Source organism: Vibrio sp. 1457 (assembly GCF_033340195.1).
Lineage (GTDB): Bacteria > Pseudomonadota > Gammaproteobacteria > Enterobacterales > Vibrionaceae > Vibrio > Vibrio alginolyticus.
Map to the genome: position 1 here is coordinate 276,846 of NZ_JAWOWA010000001.1, position 19,029 is coordinate 295,874.

The 19,029-nt window shown below is 44.0% G+C and carries 13 protein-coding genes, 1 tRNA gene and 1 pseudogene; 7 read left to right on the forward strand and 8 right to left on the reverse strand.

What is annotated here, in order from left to right; genetic code table 11:
• Nucleotides 1-95: 95 nt before the first annotated feature.
• Both R7Z41_RS01285 and R7Z41_RS01290 read left to right on the forward strand, forming a co-directional pair.
• Entirely contained in the window at nucleotides 96-1,424 is a 1,329-nt protein-coding gene (locus R7Z41_RS01285; protein WP_042522087.1) for a sphingomyelin phosphodiesterase, read from the forward strand.
• Nucleotides 1,421-2,377, forward strand: a complete 957-nt coding sequence (locus R7Z41_RS01290; protein WP_206969721.1) for an ATP-dependent dsDNA exonuclease — start codon at nucleotides 1,421-1,423, stop codon at nucleotides 2,375-2,377. Before R7Z41_RS01285 ends, R7Z41_RS01290 begins: the two co-directional genes overlap by 4 nt.
• Nucleotides 2,378-2,461: 84 nt before the next feature.
• Here the strand turns inward: R7Z41_RS01290 and trpS are convergent, their stop codons facing one another.
• Complete coding sequence (gene trpS / locus R7Z41_RS01295) at nucleotides 2,462-3,484, reverse strand: tryptophan--tRNA ligase (protein WP_206969719.1); 1,023 nt, start codon at nucleotides 3,482-3,484, stop codon at nucleotides 2,462-2,464.
• 601 nt (nucleotides 3,485-4,085) lie between these two features.
• Here trpS and R7Z41_RS01300 point away from each other — a divergent pair.
• Nucleotides 4,086-5,019: pseudogene (locus R7Z41_RS01300) on the forward strand (AEC family transporter).
• A gap of 44 nt (nucleotides 5,020-5,063) precedes the next feature.
• Here R7Z41_RS01300 and R7Z41_RS01305 read toward each other — a convergent pair.
• From R7Z41_RS01305 to R7Z41_RS01320, 4 genes are all read right to left on the reverse strand, one after another.
• Nucleotides 5,064-5,519: a MarR family winged helix-turn-helix transcriptional regulator gene (locus R7Z41_RS01305; RefSeq protein WP_017635039.1), complete on the reverse strand. Its 456-nt coding sequence runs from the start codon at nucleotides 5,517-5,519 to the stop codon at nucleotides 5,064-5,066.
• A gap of 187 nt (nucleotides 5,520-5,706) precedes the next feature.
• A complete protein-coding gene (locus R7Z41_RS01310) occupies nucleotides 5,707-8,868 on the reverse strand; it encodes an efflux RND transporter permease subunit (protein WP_005378264.1) in 3,162 nt (1,053 codons plus the stop codon).
• A 2-nt stretch (nucleotides 8,869-8,870) separates the two neighbouring features.
• Nucleotides 8,871-10,010: an efflux RND transporter periplasmic adaptor subunit gene (locus R7Z41_RS01315; protein ID WP_042522092.1), complete on the reverse strand. Its 1,140-nt coding sequence runs from the start codon at nucleotides 10,008-10,010 to the stop codon at nucleotides 8,871-8,873.
• Between the two features lie 466 nt (nucleotides 10,011-10,476).
• On the reverse strand, nucleotides 10,477-12,114 hold the full coding sequence (locus tag R7Z41_RS01320) for a methyl-accepting chemotaxis protein (RefSeq protein ID WP_149191921.1): 1,638 nt from the start codon (nucleotides 12,112-12,114) through the stop codon (nucleotides 10,477-10,479).
• Between the two features lie 774 nt (nucleotides 12,115-12,888).
• On the opposite strand from R7Z41_RS01320, the gene R7Z41_RS01325 reads away from it, so the two are divergent.
• Nucleotides 12,889-13,878, forward strand: a complete 990-nt coding sequence (locus tag R7Z41_RS01325) for a Solitary outer membrane autotransporter beta-barrel domain (RefSeq protein ID WP_025766900.1) — start codon at nucleotides 12,889-12,891, stop codon at nucleotides 13,876-13,878.
• 5 nt (nucleotides 13,879-13,883) lie between these two features.
• Here R7Z41_RS01325 and R7Z41_RS01330 read toward each other — a convergent pair whose 3' ends face one another.
• Nucleotides 13,884-14,132 carry a hypothetical protein gene (locus R7Z41_RS01330; RefSeq protein WP_005378271.1) on the reverse strand — a complete coding sequence of 83 codons (249 nt, stop codon included), beginning with the start codon at nucleotides 14,130-14,132 and terminating at the stop codon, nucleotides 13,884-13,886.
• 816 nt (nucleotides 14,133-14,948) lie between these two features.
• On the opposite strand from R7Z41_RS01330, the gene R7Z41_RS01335 reads away from it, so the two are divergent.
• The 3 genes from R7Z41_RS01335 (at nucleotide 14,949) to R7Z41_RS01345 (ending at nucleotide 17,753) form a co-directional block, all read left to right on the forward strand.
• Nucleotides 14,949-16,280 carry a cytochrome ubiquinol oxidase subunit I gene (locus R7Z41_RS01335; protein ID WP_206969718.1) on the forward strand — a complete coding sequence of 444 codons (1,332 nt, stop codon included), beginning with the start codon at nucleotides 14,949-14,951 and terminating at the stop codon, nucleotides 16,278-16,280.
• Nucleotides 16,281-16,282: 2 nt separating this feature from the next.
• Entirely contained in the window at nucleotides 16,283-17,275 is a 993-nt protein-coding gene (locus R7Z41_RS01340; protein ID WP_053307466.1) for a cytochrome d ubiquinol oxidase subunit II, read from the forward strand.
• Nucleotides 17,276-17,624: 349 nt separating this feature from the next.
• Nucleotides 17,625-17,753, forward strand: a complete 129-nt coding sequence (locus tag R7Z41_RS01345; RefSeq protein ID WP_017635045.1) for a hypothetical protein — start codon at nucleotides 17,625-17,627, stop codon at nucleotides 17,751-17,753.
• Between the two features lie 273 nt (nucleotides 17,754-18,026).
• Here R7Z41_RS01345 and R7Z41_RS01350 read toward each other — a convergent pair.
• Nucleotides 18,027-18,114 (reverse strand) — tRNA-Ser (locus R7Z41_RS01350).
• Between the two features lie 144 nt (nucleotides 18,115-18,258).
• Nucleotides 18,259-18,708 (reverse strand): L-alanine exporter AlaE, encoded by a 450-nt coding sequence (locus R7Z41_RS01355; protein WP_054575116.1) that lies wholly within the window; start codon nucleotides 18,706-18,708, stop codon nucleotides 18,259-18,261.
• Nucleotides 18,709-19,029: the final 321 nt, after the last annotated feature.

Genomic DNA, 19,029 nt, shown 5'->3' on the forward strand with positions numbered 1-19,029 from the left:
TTTTCAGCACTGACTTAGATGTCATCCATATTTAACGTGCAAGTAACATTTATAAACAAGAATGATTGCTCTAGTTCAAATGATGGAAAAATAAGATGAAATTTTCGCAGTGGAGCCTTTTAGTAAGTAGCTTGATAGCGTTACCCAGCATTGCAGATACCGACGTTTACCTAACGAATAACTCTGATCAACCGTTAACTATTCAAGTAAAACATGAAGGCAGTGATTTGCTTCAATACGGAGAAGAGTGGCAACAACATGTGCAGGTACTTGGTCCGTGGGAAACTAAATCTGTATTAAGCTTCAACCGCTGGGAGGGCGTGAAATCAAATCAAACTTACCGTTTTGAAACTGTGGTTTCTAGCCCCGAAGGTGAAAGCATAACACTCAATCAAATAATGGAAGGCCATTGGTACAATTCGACCATTGAATACGGCTTGTCCGCAGCCGATGTCGAGTTATCTCTCAAAGATGATCGTAACATTCATCGTGCCAACACTAACGCTTTTGGTGCGAGAGAAACCGAACTGGCATTTAAGTCAGACAGTACCGCTCGATATGATGATCTTTACTACACCATCACGCCAAGCAAGGTAGCGGAATCTGTCGACAACGAAGAACAAAACCTTAAGTTGATGACTTATAACATCTGGGCGTTGACGGCTATTGCATCGCACATTGGAGATCGTTACGAACTGATTCCTCAACATGTAAAAGGTTACGATGTTTTGGCACTGCAAGAGGTGTTTGCCAGCGGCCGTGAAGCATTCTTACGTGAGTTAGCCAAGGAATATCCTTACCAAACAAAGATGTTAGATAAAGAAGGCGTTAATATTCATGATGGTGGCGTAATCATAGTTAGTCGCTACCCTATCGTGAATGAAGCGCAATATGTCTTTCCCGATTGCTCTGGTACAGACTGCTTTGCCGATAAAGGCGTAAATTATGCGGAAATAATTAAAGGTGGTCAGGCTTATCATGTGTTTGCTACCCATACCGCATCTTTCGATACAGACACCGCCCGTGAGTATCGTCAGCGCCAGTTCAAACAAATCCGCACACTCGCCCAATCTCTTAACATTCCTTCAAGCGAAACTGTGGTATACAGCGGCGACTTTAACGTAAACAAAAGAAAGTTTCCTGGTGACTACCAACAAATGATCGCTAACTTAAGTGCCATAGAGCCTCACTACTCTGGTTACACGGAGTCAACCTTTGATCCCCGTATCAATAACTTCGCAGGTGAAGCGTTATCAGGTGGCGAAAACGTGGAATACCTTGACTATGTTATGGTGAGTAGTGAATACGGGGTGAAATCATTCAATGACAACCGTGTAGACGTACCGCGCACAACCGCAGAGAGTTTATGGAAACACTACAACCTTTCTGACCATTTCCCAGTAAGCGCAACAATCAAGCCATGAAGAAAATCGCTTTGATAATCATGTCCGCCATTATGGCGGGCATGATATTTTTAACTTTCAGTCACGATGTTCAAAAAGAAGAGCTCGCTTCCTCTCCTTCCCCTAAGACAAAAAATCAGAATGTCTCCAGTACATCACCACAAACAAGCAGCATCGTGCCCGATACAGATACTTCACCACAAACCGCTAAGCTCCCTTCCACAGTTCAAATAACGACTGAGCGATTAACTCAACTCAAAGGCAGGAAACTTGTCGCCGAACTTGAGACGTTTTGGCAAGAGTGTATGTTGAACCGTAGTTGTGAAGAGCAGGTCGCCTTGTTTGAGGCGCATTTATCTTCAGCTCGATTCCAGCTTTTGGCGAACTACCCTCAGCTCAGCAGCCAATGGCAAGAGAGTGTAGGAAATTTGTTATTTGATGAGCAACAATCACTGGCGTCGCGTATTGCACAGCTGAAGAACGAAGCAAGGAGCATCTGGGGAGAATTGGCTGATGTTGTTTTCGCGGATGAGTTCGCGCTGTACGATTTCAATTTAGAAGCCCAAAAGCTGGACACTCAAAGCCCAGATAACTTTTTGCGAGCTTTCGAGCAACTCACCATTGACTGGCAAGAACATGCAGATGCTATCGGGCTAACAAGCAACCAGGAAAAATATGAGCGTGCGGTCACCCTGATTCCTAATAGTATGAGCCTACCAGATCGCTTGGCGATCATCGCAGAGCTAGAACGAACTTACTTAACGAAAGAAGAAAGTAAAAACATTCATGCTCGTCAGCAGCAAATTACAGAGCAAAAAAAACAAGTCAAAGATTACCAACAAGCATTACAACAACTTGAGTCCAAGCTAAGAACGCAAAGAGCCTCTAGCCATTCACATTTGTCAGAACCGGAATGGCAAAGCTATTACCAACAAGAAGTCGCGGATTTTCGTCGTGAATTTTTTTCTTCTTAACAATGCGCTTTGACTGACTGGGAACTTAAAAAGGCACGTTGCTAACCAGTCGTCGTGCCTTATGTTCAACTCTCTACTTTTAATTCAGAACAAATTTAAACCAAATACATCTTTCACATCAAATAGCACTTTTTCGGTTTTCTCGCGAGAACGCTCACTACCTTGTTTTAAAATATCAATCAGCTGCGCTTTATCATTCAAATACATAGCGCGCTTTTCTCGAATAGGGCGAAGCATCTCTTGTAAGCATTCTTCTAACACTTTCTTGGTCAAACCATCACCTAACCCACCTCGTCGATAATGGTCTTTTAGCTGTTCGACATAATTTTTATCAGGATGAAAAGCATCGAGGTAGATGAATACAATATTCCCTTCGACTTGGCCAGGGTCCTCAATTTTCAGATGATTGGGATCGGTATACATAGATTTCACTGCCGCGGAAATCTCCTTTTCGGAGGCGCCTAAGTTGATTGCGTTCCCCATGCTTTTAGACATCTTATTTTTACCGTCAGTACTCGGCAAACGAGGTGCATCGCTAAGTAATGGACGGCATTCTCTAAGAACCTCTTTTCCAACCAGATGGTTTATTTTTCTCACGATTTCATTAGTTTGCTCTAACATCGGCAGTTGGTCATCACCCACTGGTACTAGCGTCGCATGAAACCCCGTAATATCAGCAGCTTGAGAAATTGGATACGTTAAAAAGCCTGCGGGAATAGAGCGTTCAAAACCTTTACTCTGAATCTCATTTTTAACCGTAGGGTTTCTCTCTAATCGTGCGATAGAAACAAGATTACTGTAATACATTGTCAACTCGGCTAACGCTGGAATTTGAGACTGCAACGTGATCGTAGTTTGAGCGGGGTTGATACCAACAGCCAAATAATCTGCAACGACATTGAGAATATTAGAGAATACCTTTGATGGGTTATGCGCGTTATCCGTCAGCCCTTGCATGTCCGCAACCAAGATCGTTTGCTCGTGCTCCGTTTGCAATTTGACTCGTTGTTGCAATGAACCAATATAGTGCCCGAGGTGTAATGGACCTGTTGCTCGATCTCCGGTAAGTATAATTTCACGCTGAGATGTATTTTTATGGCTATTCATATTTGTCTCCAAGTATTTAATAGATCGCTACTGGAGATAAAAAGATCAAACACTCTTAGCTACCATCCAGCAGCTTAAGAATGTAAGTATTCCGCGCCGCTCTATTTAGAGCGCCACCAAGAGAAGGTTGTTAATGAAGGGCGAACGTGTATTTTCATGTTTTTTAAACTAACAGCACACACCGCAGAACTCAATCTGTTTTGTACTGAATTAGTGTGAGTGTTCCAACAGCCAATTAAGAGGATTACATTGGTAAAGACATCGCAATGACCAAAACCGCACCAAATACCGAACCAGAGACAAACGCACACAGTACAGTTTTGTTGTGTTTCCTTTTCATTGATGAACTCCTATCCATAACTACGATGACCAGCCCTCACATCTAATACGCATGTGGATGCATCACGACAACGAGTTAACCAACATATCGCACGTAGGACCAGTACCGCTTTGTTAAATTGGGACCTCGTCCATAACTTGGAGTGTAAATGACTCCGGAACCTACAACAGAAGAAAATTTCATCACGTTACTGTCCTACCCTCCGGGTTTGTGGCTTAATAGGCAACAGGAACACTTTTTTCTTTTGCTGCGGATACTTACATGGAAGCTGTTTTACATCAGTTGCAATTCTCTTTGTCGATAACCGGACCTATCTGTTTGATGTTGGTACTTGGCGTTCTTTTTAAGCGCTTTGGTCTAATCAACGATAATTTTATCGAAGTAGGCTCTAAACTGGTGTTTCAAGTTACCTTGCCTGCAATGTTATTTGTCAGCATTGTGGCTTCAGAACACGACTTTTCCGCGGCAAGTGGATTCGTCAATTTCGGCGTCATCGCTAGTATTTCGTTTTTCATTTTCACCTACCTTTCCGTCAAACTTCTGTTCAAAGCATCGCCTGACCAAGGCGTTCTCATCCAAGGTGGGTTCCGAGCAAATACAGGTATTATTGGTATCGCTTACGTTGCCAATGCGTATGGTTCTCAAGGTGTGGCGCTAGCAGCGCTCTATGTCGCGGTCACCACATTTATTTATATCGCCCAAGGGGGCAACGTCTGCCTCGCAAGCAGCAAAGATGATGGGCCGAACACTGACTAGGAATCCGCTCATAATCTCCATTGTTCTAGGAATGGCTTTTTATTTACTCGCTATTCCAGTACCGAATGTGGTTATTGACGCAGGAGACTACTTGTCCAAAATGACATTGCCTTTGGCGCTGTTGTGTACGGGTGGCTCACTTGACTTTAGCTTGATGAGAAAAGAGAAAGGTCCATCTTGGTTTGCGAGCAGTTACAAGCTCATCGTAGCGCCAGTCATCATCACCATGGGAGCTTACTTAGTAGGGTTTCGAGGAATTGAGCTAGGTATTCTTTTCTTTATGAACGCCTCTCCAGTCGCTGCTGCCAGCTATGTCATGGCGCGTTCCATGGGAGGCAATGCCACGTTAGCTGCAAATATCATCGCACTCACTACGGTGCTTTCTACCGTGACCTGTACGTTGGGCATCCTATTTCTTAAGTTCTACAGCTTAATATAATTGGTCCGCGATAAAATAAAAACGCTAAACGGCATTGATGTCAGTTACTGGTCGTGATTCGCAAAAGTGAGCTTTCTTACCAGACGAAAAAATTCACTCGCTTCAGATTCCGACAAACAAGAAAAAAACTCTTTCTGTAAATTCGTCATGATTTGATGAACTTGCTTTAAAGCATTTGCTCCCTCTTTTGTCATGCTTAGCATTTTAAGGCGCTGATTCGATTTACTTTTAGAAACTTGAACAAACCCTCTCTTTTCCAGATTGTCCACCATCCGCTTTGCTACACTTCGCTCAGTTCGAACCGCATCAGCCAACGCTTGCTGGCTCATAGGTTGAAATTCTTCTAAAGCGGCCAGTGCACTTGCCATTTCTAGTGTCATCAAATTTTGCCGAGACAGCTCGGCTTGGGCACGATTGCGGTACATGCGCTGCATCACACCGCAGACAAACATAGGGCTTTGATCCAAAACGGAAATTGGGGAAATTTTCTGATCTTTCATCGTCGTTTTTCTTCTTTAGGCTTTCATTCGGCCGAAAAGGCTGTGCTGATACTGCACACAACACGCCGTCTTTCAGGCTCGCGTCATAGACGGTAACCACCAAGTGAAAACATAAAATAAAGAGCGCCGAAGCGCCCTTTAATCGTGTTTATTATCACTAGTATAACTCAGTTAAAACAACCAAGTCCTACTCGCTTTGCTGAGTGGGTTTAGTGCTGGTCTCAGACAACTCTGCCTCCGACTCTTTTCTCGCACGTCGATCAAACAATCGCTCAACCACTACAAAGAAGATTGGGACGAAGAATATACCCAATATCGTGGCACTGATCATGCCACCAAGTACGCCGGTACCTACTGCGTTTTGACCTGCCGATCCCACACCTGAACTGATAGCAAGTGGTACCACACCCAAACCAAAAGCAAGCGATGTCATGATAATTGGGCGCAGACGAACGCGAACAGCATGTAAGGTTGCTTCGATAAGCCCAGCGCCTTTCTCATAGTAGTCCTTTGCAAACTCAACAATCAGAATGGCGTTTTTGGTTGCCAAGCCGACCGTAGTTAATAAGCTCACCTGGAAGAACACATCGTTATCCATACTGCGCGTCATTACCGCAAGCACAGCACCAAGCACACCAAGAGGAACAACTAACACCACGGCGAAAGGTACTGACCAACTTTCATACAAAGCGGCAAGAACTAAGAATACGACGAGGATAGATAGCGCATATAGCATCGGCGCTTGGTTTCCGGAAAGGCGCTCTTCATACGAAATACCATTCCAGTTCACCGTGAAACCTTCTGGTAGCTTTTCTACCATTGCTTCAATTTCTTCCATGGCTTCACCAGTACTTACACCAGGAGCTGCACCGCCTTGAATATTCATTGCTGGCAAACCATCAAATCGCTGCAAAAGAGGAGAACCATATGTCCACTCGCCACTCGCAAAAGCAGAGAAAGGCACCATCTCTCCCTTAGCGTTGCGTACGTACCATGAATCGAAGTCTTTTGGCTGCATGCGGTATTCCGCATCACTTTGCACCATCACTTTCTTCACACGACCGCGGTCAATATAATCGTTAATGTAAGCCCCGCCCCATGCAGCTGACAGGATTTGGTTTACGTCATTGATACTGACATCCAAAGCACGAAGTTTGACGTGGTCAATGTTCACTTTGTACATTGGCGCATCTGCCTGACCGTTTGGACGAACACCGACAAGTTTCGGGTTTTGTGCTGCCATGCCCAGAAGTTGCCCTTGAGCCGCAACTAATGCATCGTGCCCTTTATTCAACGAGTCTTGGAGATAGAAATCGAAACCTGTCGAGTTACCTAGCTCTTGAATCGCTGGAGGGGCGAACGCAAACACCAAAGCTTCTTTAATGGTAGAGAAGTACCCCATCGCTCGACCAGTAATGGAAGCGGCATCGGCGCCAGGCGCTTCACGCTCAGACCAATCTTTCAGACCGATAAATGCCATCCCCATGTTTTGGCCTTGGCCTGCGAAACTAAATCCAGCAACGGAGAAGACAGATTTTACATTGTCTTTTTCGTCTACTAGGTAAAAGTCACGCATTTTCTCAAGTGTTTTTTCCGTCTGTTCTTGTGTTGAGTTAGGCGGCAAAATAGCCATTGAGAATACTGTGCCTTGGTCTTCATCTGGCAAAAATGACGTTGGAAGGTTCATAAATAACCAGCCAGCACCTGCACTCATTGCCAAAAATACAACCAACATGCGACCTGTGCGTTTTAGAAGTTTGGCAACGCCGGTTTCATAGCCTGCTGTCATCGCATCAAACTTGCGGTTAAACCAGCCAAAGAAGCCTTTCTTCTCTAGAAGCTCAGCATCGCCTTTTTTCAGCAACGTAGCACACAATGCCGGAGTCAGAATTATCGCAACCAAAACGGAAAGCGTCATAGCCGCCACAATAGTTATCGAAAACTGACGGTAAATAACCCCGGTAGAACCAGACATAAACGCCATAGGGACGAATACCGCTGAAAGCGTCAAACCGACACCAATCAGGGCACCAGTAATCTGTCCCATCGATTTTTTGGTCGCTTCTTTGGGCTCTAAACCATCTTCATGCATCACACGCTCGACGTTTTCTACCACAACGATGGCATCATCCACCAGCAAACCGATAGCCAGAACCATCGCGAACATGGTTAACGTGTTTACACTAAATCCAGTCGCGTACAAAATAGCGAAGGTTCCGAGCAATACGACAGGCACTGCGATCGTTGGAATGATCGTCGCACGGAAGTTCTGCAAGAACAGGTACATGATTAAGAACACAAGAAGAATGGCTTCTAATAGCGTTTTAACCACTTCTTGAATCGAGGCTTTGACGAATGGCGTTGTTTCAAATGGGTAAGCAATCTGCAACCCTTCTGGGAACGTTGCACTCAGTTGTTCTAAGCGCTCTTTTACCGCATTGGCTGTCTCAAGCGCGTTTGCGCCAGTACCTAATGAAATACCTAACCCCGATGCTGGGAAGCCATTATATTGGCCTCGAATATCATAACTTTCTGCACCACGCTCAACGCGAGCTACATCTTTCAAATAAACATTCGAACCACTGGCGTCGGACTTAAGAATGATGTCTTGGAACTCTTCTACACTGCTCAAACGACTTGCAGACGAAATCGTAGCATTCAACAACTGACCTTCCTGCGCAGGTGCCGCACCAAGTTGACCTGAAGAAACTTGCGCGTTCTGTTCACTGATCGCATTTGCTACGTCGATCGCGGTCAAGTTGAACTGCGTAAGTTTAAAAGGGTCCAGCCAAACTCGCATTGCATACTGCGCACCAAACGCCTGCACTTGTCCTACACCAGTTACACGACTTATCGGGTCTTGAATATTCGTTACAACAAAGTCGCCGATATCGTTTTCTGTAAAGTCAGGATCTTCAGAATAAACTGCGACAACCATGAGAAATGCCGTATTGGATTTATTGACGACAATACCTTGGTTTTGTACCTCCATCGGCAATGAAGTCAATGCCAATTGCAGTTTGTTCTGCACCTGTACTTGCGCGATATCAGGATCAGCTTCGCTATCAAACGTCAGGGTAATTGTCGCATTACCAAATGCATCACTGCTCGATGATAGGTAGCGAAGGTAATCTAATCCTGTCATGTTTTGCTCGATAACCTGCGTTACCGAGTCTTCAACGGTTTTTGCTGATGCACCTGGATAGCGAGCACTGATGGTGATCGTCGTCGGTGAAATCGTTGGGTATTGCGAGACGGGTAAATTGAATAATGACATTACCCCCGCCAACATCGTTAGAATCGCGAGAACCCAAGCAAATACCGGACGATCGATAAAAAATCGTGCCATGATTACTCCTGTTCACCGTTTTGGATAGTTACCGAACTGCCTGGCCCTACCTTTTGTAAACCGGCGGTAATGACTTTATCACCCGCGTTCAAACCATCAATAATGCGCCATTGGCTATTGATCGCTTCGGCAGTCTTCACTGGTTTCGCTTCCACTTTGTTCTCGCCATTAACCGTCATCACTGTCGCTTTACCTGTCGCATCACGAGATACCGTATTTTGTGGTATTAGAATCGCATCAGGGTCGACACCAGTAATGACCGTCGCACGAACAAACATTCCAGGTAGCAACAAACCGTCAGGGTTTGGGAATTCGGCACGAAGCGTCACGCTGCCCGTACTTTCGTTCACATTGACCTCAGTAAATTTCATTGTGCCTTTGTGTTCGTAAGTGCTGCCATCTTCAAGCATCAATGTAACTTGCGCAGAGTCATCTTCTTGCATATGGCCTTGGGAGAGTGATGCTTTCAAACGCAGCAGTTGCGCGGATGATTGCACAATATCAACATTGATAGGGTCAAGCTGCTGAATGGTCGCTAATTTGGCAGCTTGGTTAGCCGTAACCAACGCACCCGCTGTCACACTCGATTTACCGATCACCCCGCTAATCGGAGCTTTGACTTGCGTATAATCTAAGTTGATTTTTGCTGTGTTGATCTTGGCTTTTGCGACTAGGACCTGCGCTTTCGCTTCTTTGTATGCCGCTTCTGCTTCATCCAAGTCTTGTTGGCTGATGGATTTTTTGGTGATCAAGGTTCTGTAACGCTTCACCGTGGCATAGGTCGACTCTGCCGCAGCTTGCGCACGGATTAATTCCGCTTCAGCGCTCAGCAAATCCGCCTGAAATGATGAATCATCAATTTGATATAGCGACTGTCCTTGTTCAACAAGGCCACCTTCAACAAAATTTCGCTCCGAAATAATGCCAGTGACTTGCGGACGAACTTCCGCTTCTTTGAATGCTCGGCTACGACCCGGCAACTCTACTGTCAATGCTTGGCGCGTTGGCTGCACTGTTAACACTTCTACTTCGGTTGCGGGCGCAGGCCCCCCTCCTTGGCTCGATCCTTCTTCGCTAGGTTGACATCCAACCACAAAAAGGCTCGACGCAATCAGCAGAGATAGCGTGGTTTTACGTCTCATGAATTTTTCTCTCTTATCTACCGACAAGCCTTCAAGATTCCTTATTAAAAGCTTCTAGAATGACTTAATAATGACTAAAGGATGTATATCCAGAACAAATTAATTAGGATGATAAATACCCAGTGTTGTACATACAACAAAATTTACAGTTCTATACGCTTACGAAAAACGTTTATGGTAAAGGTGTTATGAAGTTCTCAAATTTGAAGATTTTGGGTTGGAAATCACATTTTCCTGTGTGCAATTGCAATGGTTAAAAAGCAGCAAAAGTGATGATAAAAGCATCATCACGCTGTACAGAGTTTGTTACCGCTGTCTAGGGTTATTTGCCCACTCTGGTATACGAACTAAAGTGAGAAAGGAATGTAAATATAGTCGAAATTTCACAAGTCAGGTTCGCCACTTATCTAAAAAATAACCCGCTAAGAAGCGGGTTATTTCGTCAGTGAGATTGCTGTTCTCAAGCTTATACTTTGAACTGACTGACCTGATGATCTAAACGTTGAGTTTGCTCTGACAACATGGCTAAAGAAGCTTGCGCTTGGTTTACGATTTCCACAATTGAAGTGCTACTGTCTGCAATGCCTTGTACGTTGCTATTTACTTCGTCACTTACTGTACTTTGCTGGCTCGCAGCCGTTGCAATGTGTGTATTCATCTCGTTCATACGTGAAATCGCGTTCAAGATTTCAGAAAGGGATTCACTCGCTCGGCCAGCGGACTTGATCGTTTCATCACTGCTATTTTGGCTACCGCGCATCACTTCTACAGCTTGTCCTGCACCAGATTGTAGCTTTTCAATCATGGTTTGGATTTCTCCCGTACTCTGTTGCGTACGACTGGCTAAAGAACGAACCTCGTCCGCTACGACAGCAAAGCCTCGCCCTTGCTCTCCAGCGCGAGCCGCTTCAATGGCTGCGTTAAGCGCTAATAAGTTTGTTTGCTCGGCAATACCACGAATTACATCCAGTACGGACGCAATGTTACTCACATCATGATCCAATGTGTTAATGACGTGGCTTGCGCTTTCGATTTCACTTGCGAGGCTACGAATTGAGCTAACCGTTTGATCCAAAATAACATTGGTATTGGTAAGTTCATCATTCGCTGTTTGGCTCGCAACCGCAGCTTCGTTAGCGCTATCGCTTACATTTCTGCTGGTGACTTGCATTTCATGCACTGCCGCCGCTACCGCCTCGCTATCTTTTTGCTGAGAAACGGTCGAATTCGCGATGGTCGTGGTCAACGAGCTAAGATTTGCCATTTCGTTACGTAAGGTATTTGAGCTTTCAATTACCTGAGCGACTGTCATTTGAATTTTGGACACAAACTGGTTAAATGCGTCTGCTAAATTGCCAATTTCGTCTTGTGTTTTTACATCGATTCGCTGACTTAGATCACCTTCACCGGACGCAATTTCTGTCATCGCATTTTTAATATTATTGATAGGCTTCACAACCGTTTGCAACAACAAAAACGCCATCGCAATAGCGGCCAGAATAACAATCACAATGCCCGCTTCAAGAATGAGTTCTGCTCTTGTTGCAGCCGCTGATATTTCGTCCTTCAATTGGCTTTGCTTTTCTTCTATTGCATCTTTTACAACGTTAAGCTGCGCTCTAACCTCGATAAATTGGTCTTCAAAGGTATGTTTGTGCTCATTGTAGTAACCACGCCATTGAGATTGAGGTAAACGTAGCATCGCCTCATAACTTGCTAACCATTTTTCACCCAAAGAGACAAGCGTTCGAACTTCATTACCATGTGTAGAAGGCGTCACACCGGCTTGCGATAGCTCAATCATTTGTTCCATACGCGGCAGCGCTTTGTATGCGTTGTCTTTGTATTCACCGATGTGGTGATCAATATCGGTTTGAGTATCAGAAAGAGCAACACCTTGGATTGCAGATGTAGCTTGGTAAAGATCGCGGTAAGCATCCTCAATCGTTAATAAGTTCGGCACGATCCGTTCGTTGAGTGTCTCACTCAATTCAGATTGCTTCCAACTTGTCATAACGTTTAATACAGAGCTCACAATAAACAATCCAATAATCAATGACAGCGGAATCACTATCTTCTGCTTGATCGTTAAGTTCTGGAACATGAATAGACTCTCTTTATTTATGGTATACAAACTGCCGGAAATTATATCAAACAAATAGAGTATACTATTAGGTAAAAGAGGCTATTCAACATGAAATCTAATGACTTTTTGACAAGGGTTCTAATTTCAACAATTAGTTGATTTTATACAAAATTTAACAAAGAGATCTTTTCAAAAGATGCAAATTAAAATGCTCTTTCAAAACGAAAAATATGTAACAGAAAGTGAATTAAAAGGGACCACATTTTGAAGAATAGATCGACTCAATGATTTACTGAGAACACATACAAAACACAGTTCTTGGATTGAGCACCACCGCGGAATATGCAAAGGTCCGAACATTTCTTCTAAAGCTCAAAAAAAACATTGTTTATCTGACGTATTTAAGGGTACTCCTTGATGATGTTAGTCGTGATGTTGGCAGACAGGATGCTTACAAGTTTTCGAAGTTAACCAGTAGCACAGTGAACGATTCAGATTTTCTTGAGCGCCAAGGCAATAAAAAAGTTTGCTATTTTCCTCTCAATAGACGCATTAAAGAAAATAATGCAACCTAGTCACAAAGTCTTGCTACATCTTCAGAAAAGAATGATGTTGCTAAACAAATCTGGTGCAGCATACACATTGAAGCTAAACTCGTTTAAGGAACTTTTTCATATCAATATGAGAAAACATAGATTTCTCAAAGTTACACCGACCATTCAACGATTAAACTAATGTTAGCGTACCGGTACGTCCAAAAACTCCATGCATGAACCATTTGAAAGAGCCAAAATGTTCCAACCCAACTTCGCCTCAGTGGAGTGGCGAGTCGTTTCGCTCGCTCTCCTACTCTCTCTTCCTAACACAGCTCAAGCGGATCCACTAGATAAGGAAATTAGCAACCTTCTCCAACAACGTTTTTCTATCGCGGTTTTGCTGTCCGATACTGACGCAATTGCGTTTGGTATTGGCGACTTTGATCCGAATGCATTATTTGATACCGCCAACCCAGAGTTCGGGACTGACGAGTCAATCAATGAACGTCGAAGCAAATCCGTATATGTTCTCCCTTACACGACTAACTTTGACATAGAGGGCAGCGAGGACTTACATGAGCTGTCGTTTAAGGCATTTACGATACAAACAGAGAATGATCTCAAACTATTCGGCACAAGTAAGGATCTTCTCAAGGAAAGGACATACGGTGCGTCGATTGGTTATGGGTACCTATACAAAGCAAGTGAAAACGTCACCCTTAGCACCAGAACGACGACTCACCTTATGCGTTATAAAAACTCATTCTCTACCGATAATAAACTTTCATCCATCATTGGAAGAATCCTAGACGGCCGTGCCGTTAACGTTTCAGCATGGGCGGCAATAGTTCAACCATCCATTAAAGCCAAATACACGTCTCCCACAAGTTGGGGGAAATGGCATGCCAGTTCGACATTGAATTCATTCATTGGGCACAGCTGGGGAAGCGCAAATAACGGCAATATAGGCAACCCTAAAGGTTGGTACCTATCTAATGAAATCACCGGTTACTACAATATTTATCACGGTGAGCAAGCTTTATTTACTGGGATTAAAAGAGTCGACCTTTCGCATGATTTAAGCGACGAACTTGGAAGTCCGCATTACTACGAAGCTTCTATAGGATGGCTATTTTATGCACCAAAGCCCTTTGATTGGTTGGACAATTTCGGCATAGGCGTTAACTTCAACTACGGCTCGACTCTCAGAGGTGGCAGCATTCAACTTTACTACAACAAACAATAAAGCCGTCAGTACAGGAACCAGTTGGTAGCATATATAACAAGAAGAACGAGAAGACACAAAAGGAATGGCAGAGTTAGCGTCTTCGCAAACTTTTTCATGAGACTTGGGTTATCAAACACCACACCTTCCGCTTCTCTTACCCTTCGCTCTTCGTCAAAATGCCATTTAATGGCTAAGTAGGCTCCTATCCCTAATACAATAAGCTTAAAAGCTCCAGCAAAGTAAGGAAAGAAATTAGCCCAACTGTCGTTCATTATCCATCTCCATCAAATTCAATATCAGCTTTGCGGTGGCAGAATCCAAGATTCATGTAGAATGCCCCCCTCAAAGTCAGACTCTCTGGCTAGCGTCAGTCTACTGCTCGAGATAGCTGTCCACAACTCTCTTTACCATATCGGCATTTATTAATTATTTAATAAATAACAAGAAAGACACTAGCACACTTGCTGAAAAGTAAGTGTCAGTTTGGATTGAAACTCATCAGGAATCGAAAATGGTCCACAGTCGACTTGTTGATCTAGTGAAAGCCGAATTACCTAGCTTTAAATCGTTCGCTAGTATAAAAATGTAGCCTATCGCACTTCTGGTCGAGTCCTAACAAACTTATGATGCATATGTCATTAGCGGTGCAATTTTAAGTTTATCAATTAGCTAAAGTTTCCCACCTTAACTGTCAGTAAGCTTGCTGTGTTTGAGACGATCTCGACATGACTAGTGTATAAATAGTATGGAGGTTCAAAGTGAAGGCAAGGCAAATTTCCTTACTAAAAATATTGTTTCTGTAATTTTATTTCAGGATTATCGAAACCATCATAAGGATAATTCGAACTAATCTTAATCCATGCTCCTTCAGTTACATTTGCTTTCTTTTACTCACTTCTCGCGACTATTAGTGGCATTTTGAGACAATTTCCTACACTCCTTTCTTTGTCTTAGTTGATATAAATCATGGTTAGAAGAAAACAGAATCACCTGTATTTCTCGATACATGAATCCAAACTGCCCGACTTTTCGTAACTAAATTACAGATAGACACGATTTTTAGTATGGCACGTTTTTGAGGAACCAAGATGTTAGATACCCTCATGCTGTCGCGGATCCAGTTCGCGGCCAATATCAGCTTTCACATTCTCTTCCCGACCATCACCATCGCGTTGGCATGGATGTTGGTGTTTTTCAAGTGGCGATATAACCGCACACAAGCCCCCGTATGGCTCGATGTTTATTACTTCTGGGTCAAGATATTCGCTCTCACTTTCGCCTTGGGTGTGGTATCCGGCATTACGATGAGTTTCCAGTTTGGTACCAACTGGCCAGGCTTTATGGAACGAGTCGGAAACGTAGCTGGACCATTGCTCGGATACGAAGTGATGACCGCCTTCTTTATGGAAGCCACCTTCCTGGGTGTAATGCTTTTTGGACGAGGACGAGTACCGGAATGGGTTCATACTCTCGCCACCGTTCTGGTTGCTGTTGGGACAAGTATGTCCGCATTTTGGATTCTGGTGCTTAACAGCTGGATGCACACACCAAGTGGCTATGAAGTGATTGACGGCATTGTTCATGTGACCAGTTGGAAAGAAGTCATTTTCAATCCTTCTTTACCGTACCGTCTTCTACACACGCTATTAGCATCGGCGCTGACTGCCAGCTTCTTGATTGCAGGTATCTCGGCTTATCAAATAATGAAAAAGTCAGATCACCGCTCAGCCAAACTTGGCCTAAAAGTCGCGCTGTTCGCGGCGGCTGGGTTCATCCCGGTACAAATCTTTGTCGGTGACCTTCACGGGTTAAACACGCTTGAACATCAACCTGCAAAAATTGCAGCGATGGAAGGTGTGTGGGAGACCGAGCAAGGCGCGCCTCTTCTACTATTTGCGATGCCAAATGAAGAAACTCGCAGCAATGATTTTGAAGTGGGCATCCCTAAGTTGGCGAGTTTGATTCTTACGCATGACTTAGACGGGGAAATCCAGGGACTTAACGAGTTTGCGCCTGACCACCCACCAGTGAAGCCCCTGTTCTTTGGTTTCCGCGTGATGGTTGGTGTAGGTGTCCTTATGCTGCTGGTTAGCTGGTATGGCGCGGTGACGCTAGCACGCAAAAAAGCGTTACCTAAACCTTACCTGTACACGGTATTAGCCATGACGTTCTCCGGTTGGATAGCCACATTGGCGGGTTGGTATGTTACTGAGATTGGCCGACAGCCTTGGTTGGTCAGCGGTGTATTGCGTACATCAGAAGCCGTCACCACGGTTGCGAGCAGTAGCGTGATGACTTCGCTCATTATGTACTTAGCCATTTATGCTGCATTGCTGGTTGCGTACATCCATACCCTATTCTATTTGGCGCGCAAAGACATTGCAGCCCATGAAGTCCCACTGACACAACAAGAGGCCTAATCATGCTCGACTATCTACCAGAAATTTATCTTCTGCTGCTTGGCTTCTCGGTCTTTATGTATGCTGTGCTCGACGGCTACGACCTTGGCGTCGGTATCCTTTTACCAAGTGATAATGAAGCGCAACGAGACCGAATGATAGCCTCTATCGGCCCTTTCTGGGACGCGAACGAAACGTGGTTGGTGTTAGCCGTTGGTATTTTGTTGATTGCCTTTCCTACCGCTCACAGTTTGATTTTAACGGAGCTCTATATGCCGACCGCCATAATGCTTATCGCACTGATAATGCGTGGCGTGGCGTTCGATTTCCGAGCCAAAGCGAACTCGGATCATAAACCTCATTGGGATTGGTGCTTCAGAATTGGCTCGCTAATCACCGCACTAACTCAGGGTTACATGGTGGGTCGTTACATCATGGGATTTGAACAATCAACCGAAGCATTTGGCTTTGCTTGGTTAAGCGCACTTTGTGTAGCAGCGGCGTACGTTTACATCGGTGGCGCATGGTTAGTACTAAAAACGGAAGGTGATTTGCAAATACGCTCGGCCCGTTGGTCTCGCCGTGCTGGTTGGTTAGCGGCCTTAGGAATCTTGGTGGTTAGCGTTGTAAACCCAATTGTAAATCAACAAGTTGCCTTGCGTTGGTTCAGCTTCCCAGAAATCTTGTTGCTTGCCCCAGTTCCGTTAATTGTGTTGGCGACCATCTTCCTCGTTGATCGCTATTTACGTCAAGTTCCAATGGTGAATGATCTGGGTGTGCGCTGGCCTTTCTTTGGTGTCACCGTCATTTTCGCGTTGAGCTTTCTCGGTCTTGCGTACAGCTTCTTCCCAGAAGTTGTGCCGGGATTAATGACCGCACAAGAAGCCGCCTCCTCGCCTGCGACGTTAATAATCGTGGGCTACGGTGTGATGATTGTTATGCCGGTGATATTGCTTTACACCTTTGTGGTATACCGGATCTTCAAAGGCAAAGCGACAGAACTTAGCTACAAGTAGGAAAGGGAATTCCTCAACAAAGCGCCGCTGCTCATGCGGCGTTTTTTTGCAGTACTCAACGACTAAAGTATCTACCCAAGGCGACTGAGTGGGAACGCTGAGAGAATGTAGCGGCAGCCAGTAGTTTGTTCCTAACTAGAACGAGATAACCGTTTCTCAACTATAGCGATACAGGCACAAAAACAGAAAGAATATTTGATGTTACAAAAGGTAGACCGCCACTTTAAAACGCTTTGAGTATTTTTTGCGCTCAATGAGGTACAAGTATACTTATGCTTTTTATGACTTGTGAACACTCAATTGCATGTTATGTTGCTGTTGAAATCGTACATGAAATAAGGACAAGAACATGAAGATAAGATGCAAAACGACGCAAAGCATTGAAAAATTTAACCCTGATGACCTCAATCCAAACACAGATCTCTTTGGTATGATTGCTGTTGTATTCGTGTTCATGGCTGTTTTGCTTAGCATCTAGTAGCACTACGTTCATTCTTGTGGCCGTATTCATACCTCATGTGATATGGCTGCTAAATTCTAGATTAAAGCGGATAGGCTAACCCGCACCAATCAGATTATGGCGGCCTCTGTATAGCATCTTCAATTTTGGCGTTGTATCGAGGTGAGATGTGAATAGTTGGCTTGTAGATAGAATGGCGCTTGCACCTTGAGCACTCTTGTGTACTTTCAATGACGCATTACTTTAGTGTAGATACGAAAAAAGGCCTGATAAATCAGACCTTTTAGAATGTGGCGGTGAGTGAGAGATTCGAACTCTCGATACGTTGCCGTATACACACTTTCCAGGCGTGCTCCTTCAGCCACTCGGACAACTCACCGAATCAAATTTTGGTTAGCATCATTGGCTAACGAGGCGCTAATTTAATGATTATGTGCCTGATGGTCAAGGCTAAACATAAAAAAAAGCGCCCTTTTCGAATCGATTGCTCACTAAGTAACTAAATTGAGCAAAACTGGGGCATTTAGATGCTTTGAGAATAACCGGGAACACGGAACCAACGGCGGCACATGTCCAAGAAGTACCCATACAACACACCCATGCCACAAGAAATAACAGCGTTACTTGCCACCGCGGTCACAATTTGATCTGTAGACGCGCCAACTGCGAATAAGATACCCGCATAAACTGGAGATTGAAATAGTACATAAGCGACCAGATCAGAGATGTTTTTCATAAAGGAAGACGGTGACACCTTACTACCTTGATGCAGCACCCAATCACGAAAAACCCCATACGGCCAAGCAATGGCGATATTCACTGGAATCGATAGCGTACGCGATGCTAGAGATTGCTCAAATGTCATCCCTGAAATCAAAATCTCGACAATCATCCCTGTGATAAAGCAAAAAACAACCATAGCAAAGGTATCCGCTGCGGCGTGACGAATACAAAATGGTCCACGAGACTTCATTTACAAAACCCTTAAAATCAAACACTGCAATTAATAAAAATAATAAAACTATTAACCACTAAAAAGATACCAAGCCAGTTAATGATGCAATTAGAACACACAAAAACTAGCTTATGGCTCTGTATTTAAAATTAAGTTGTAAATTTATAACCAACTTTTAAAGTAAAAGTAGTTTTTTTCACCAATGACGAGTAAAAACGCCTAAAATTACGTAAAAATGGTACAAAAACACGGATTTCACTTACATAAAAAGGGGTTACGATAATTATTTTGACGTAAAGTTAGAACAAAACTCGGACTGTAAACAGTCACTCCTATAGC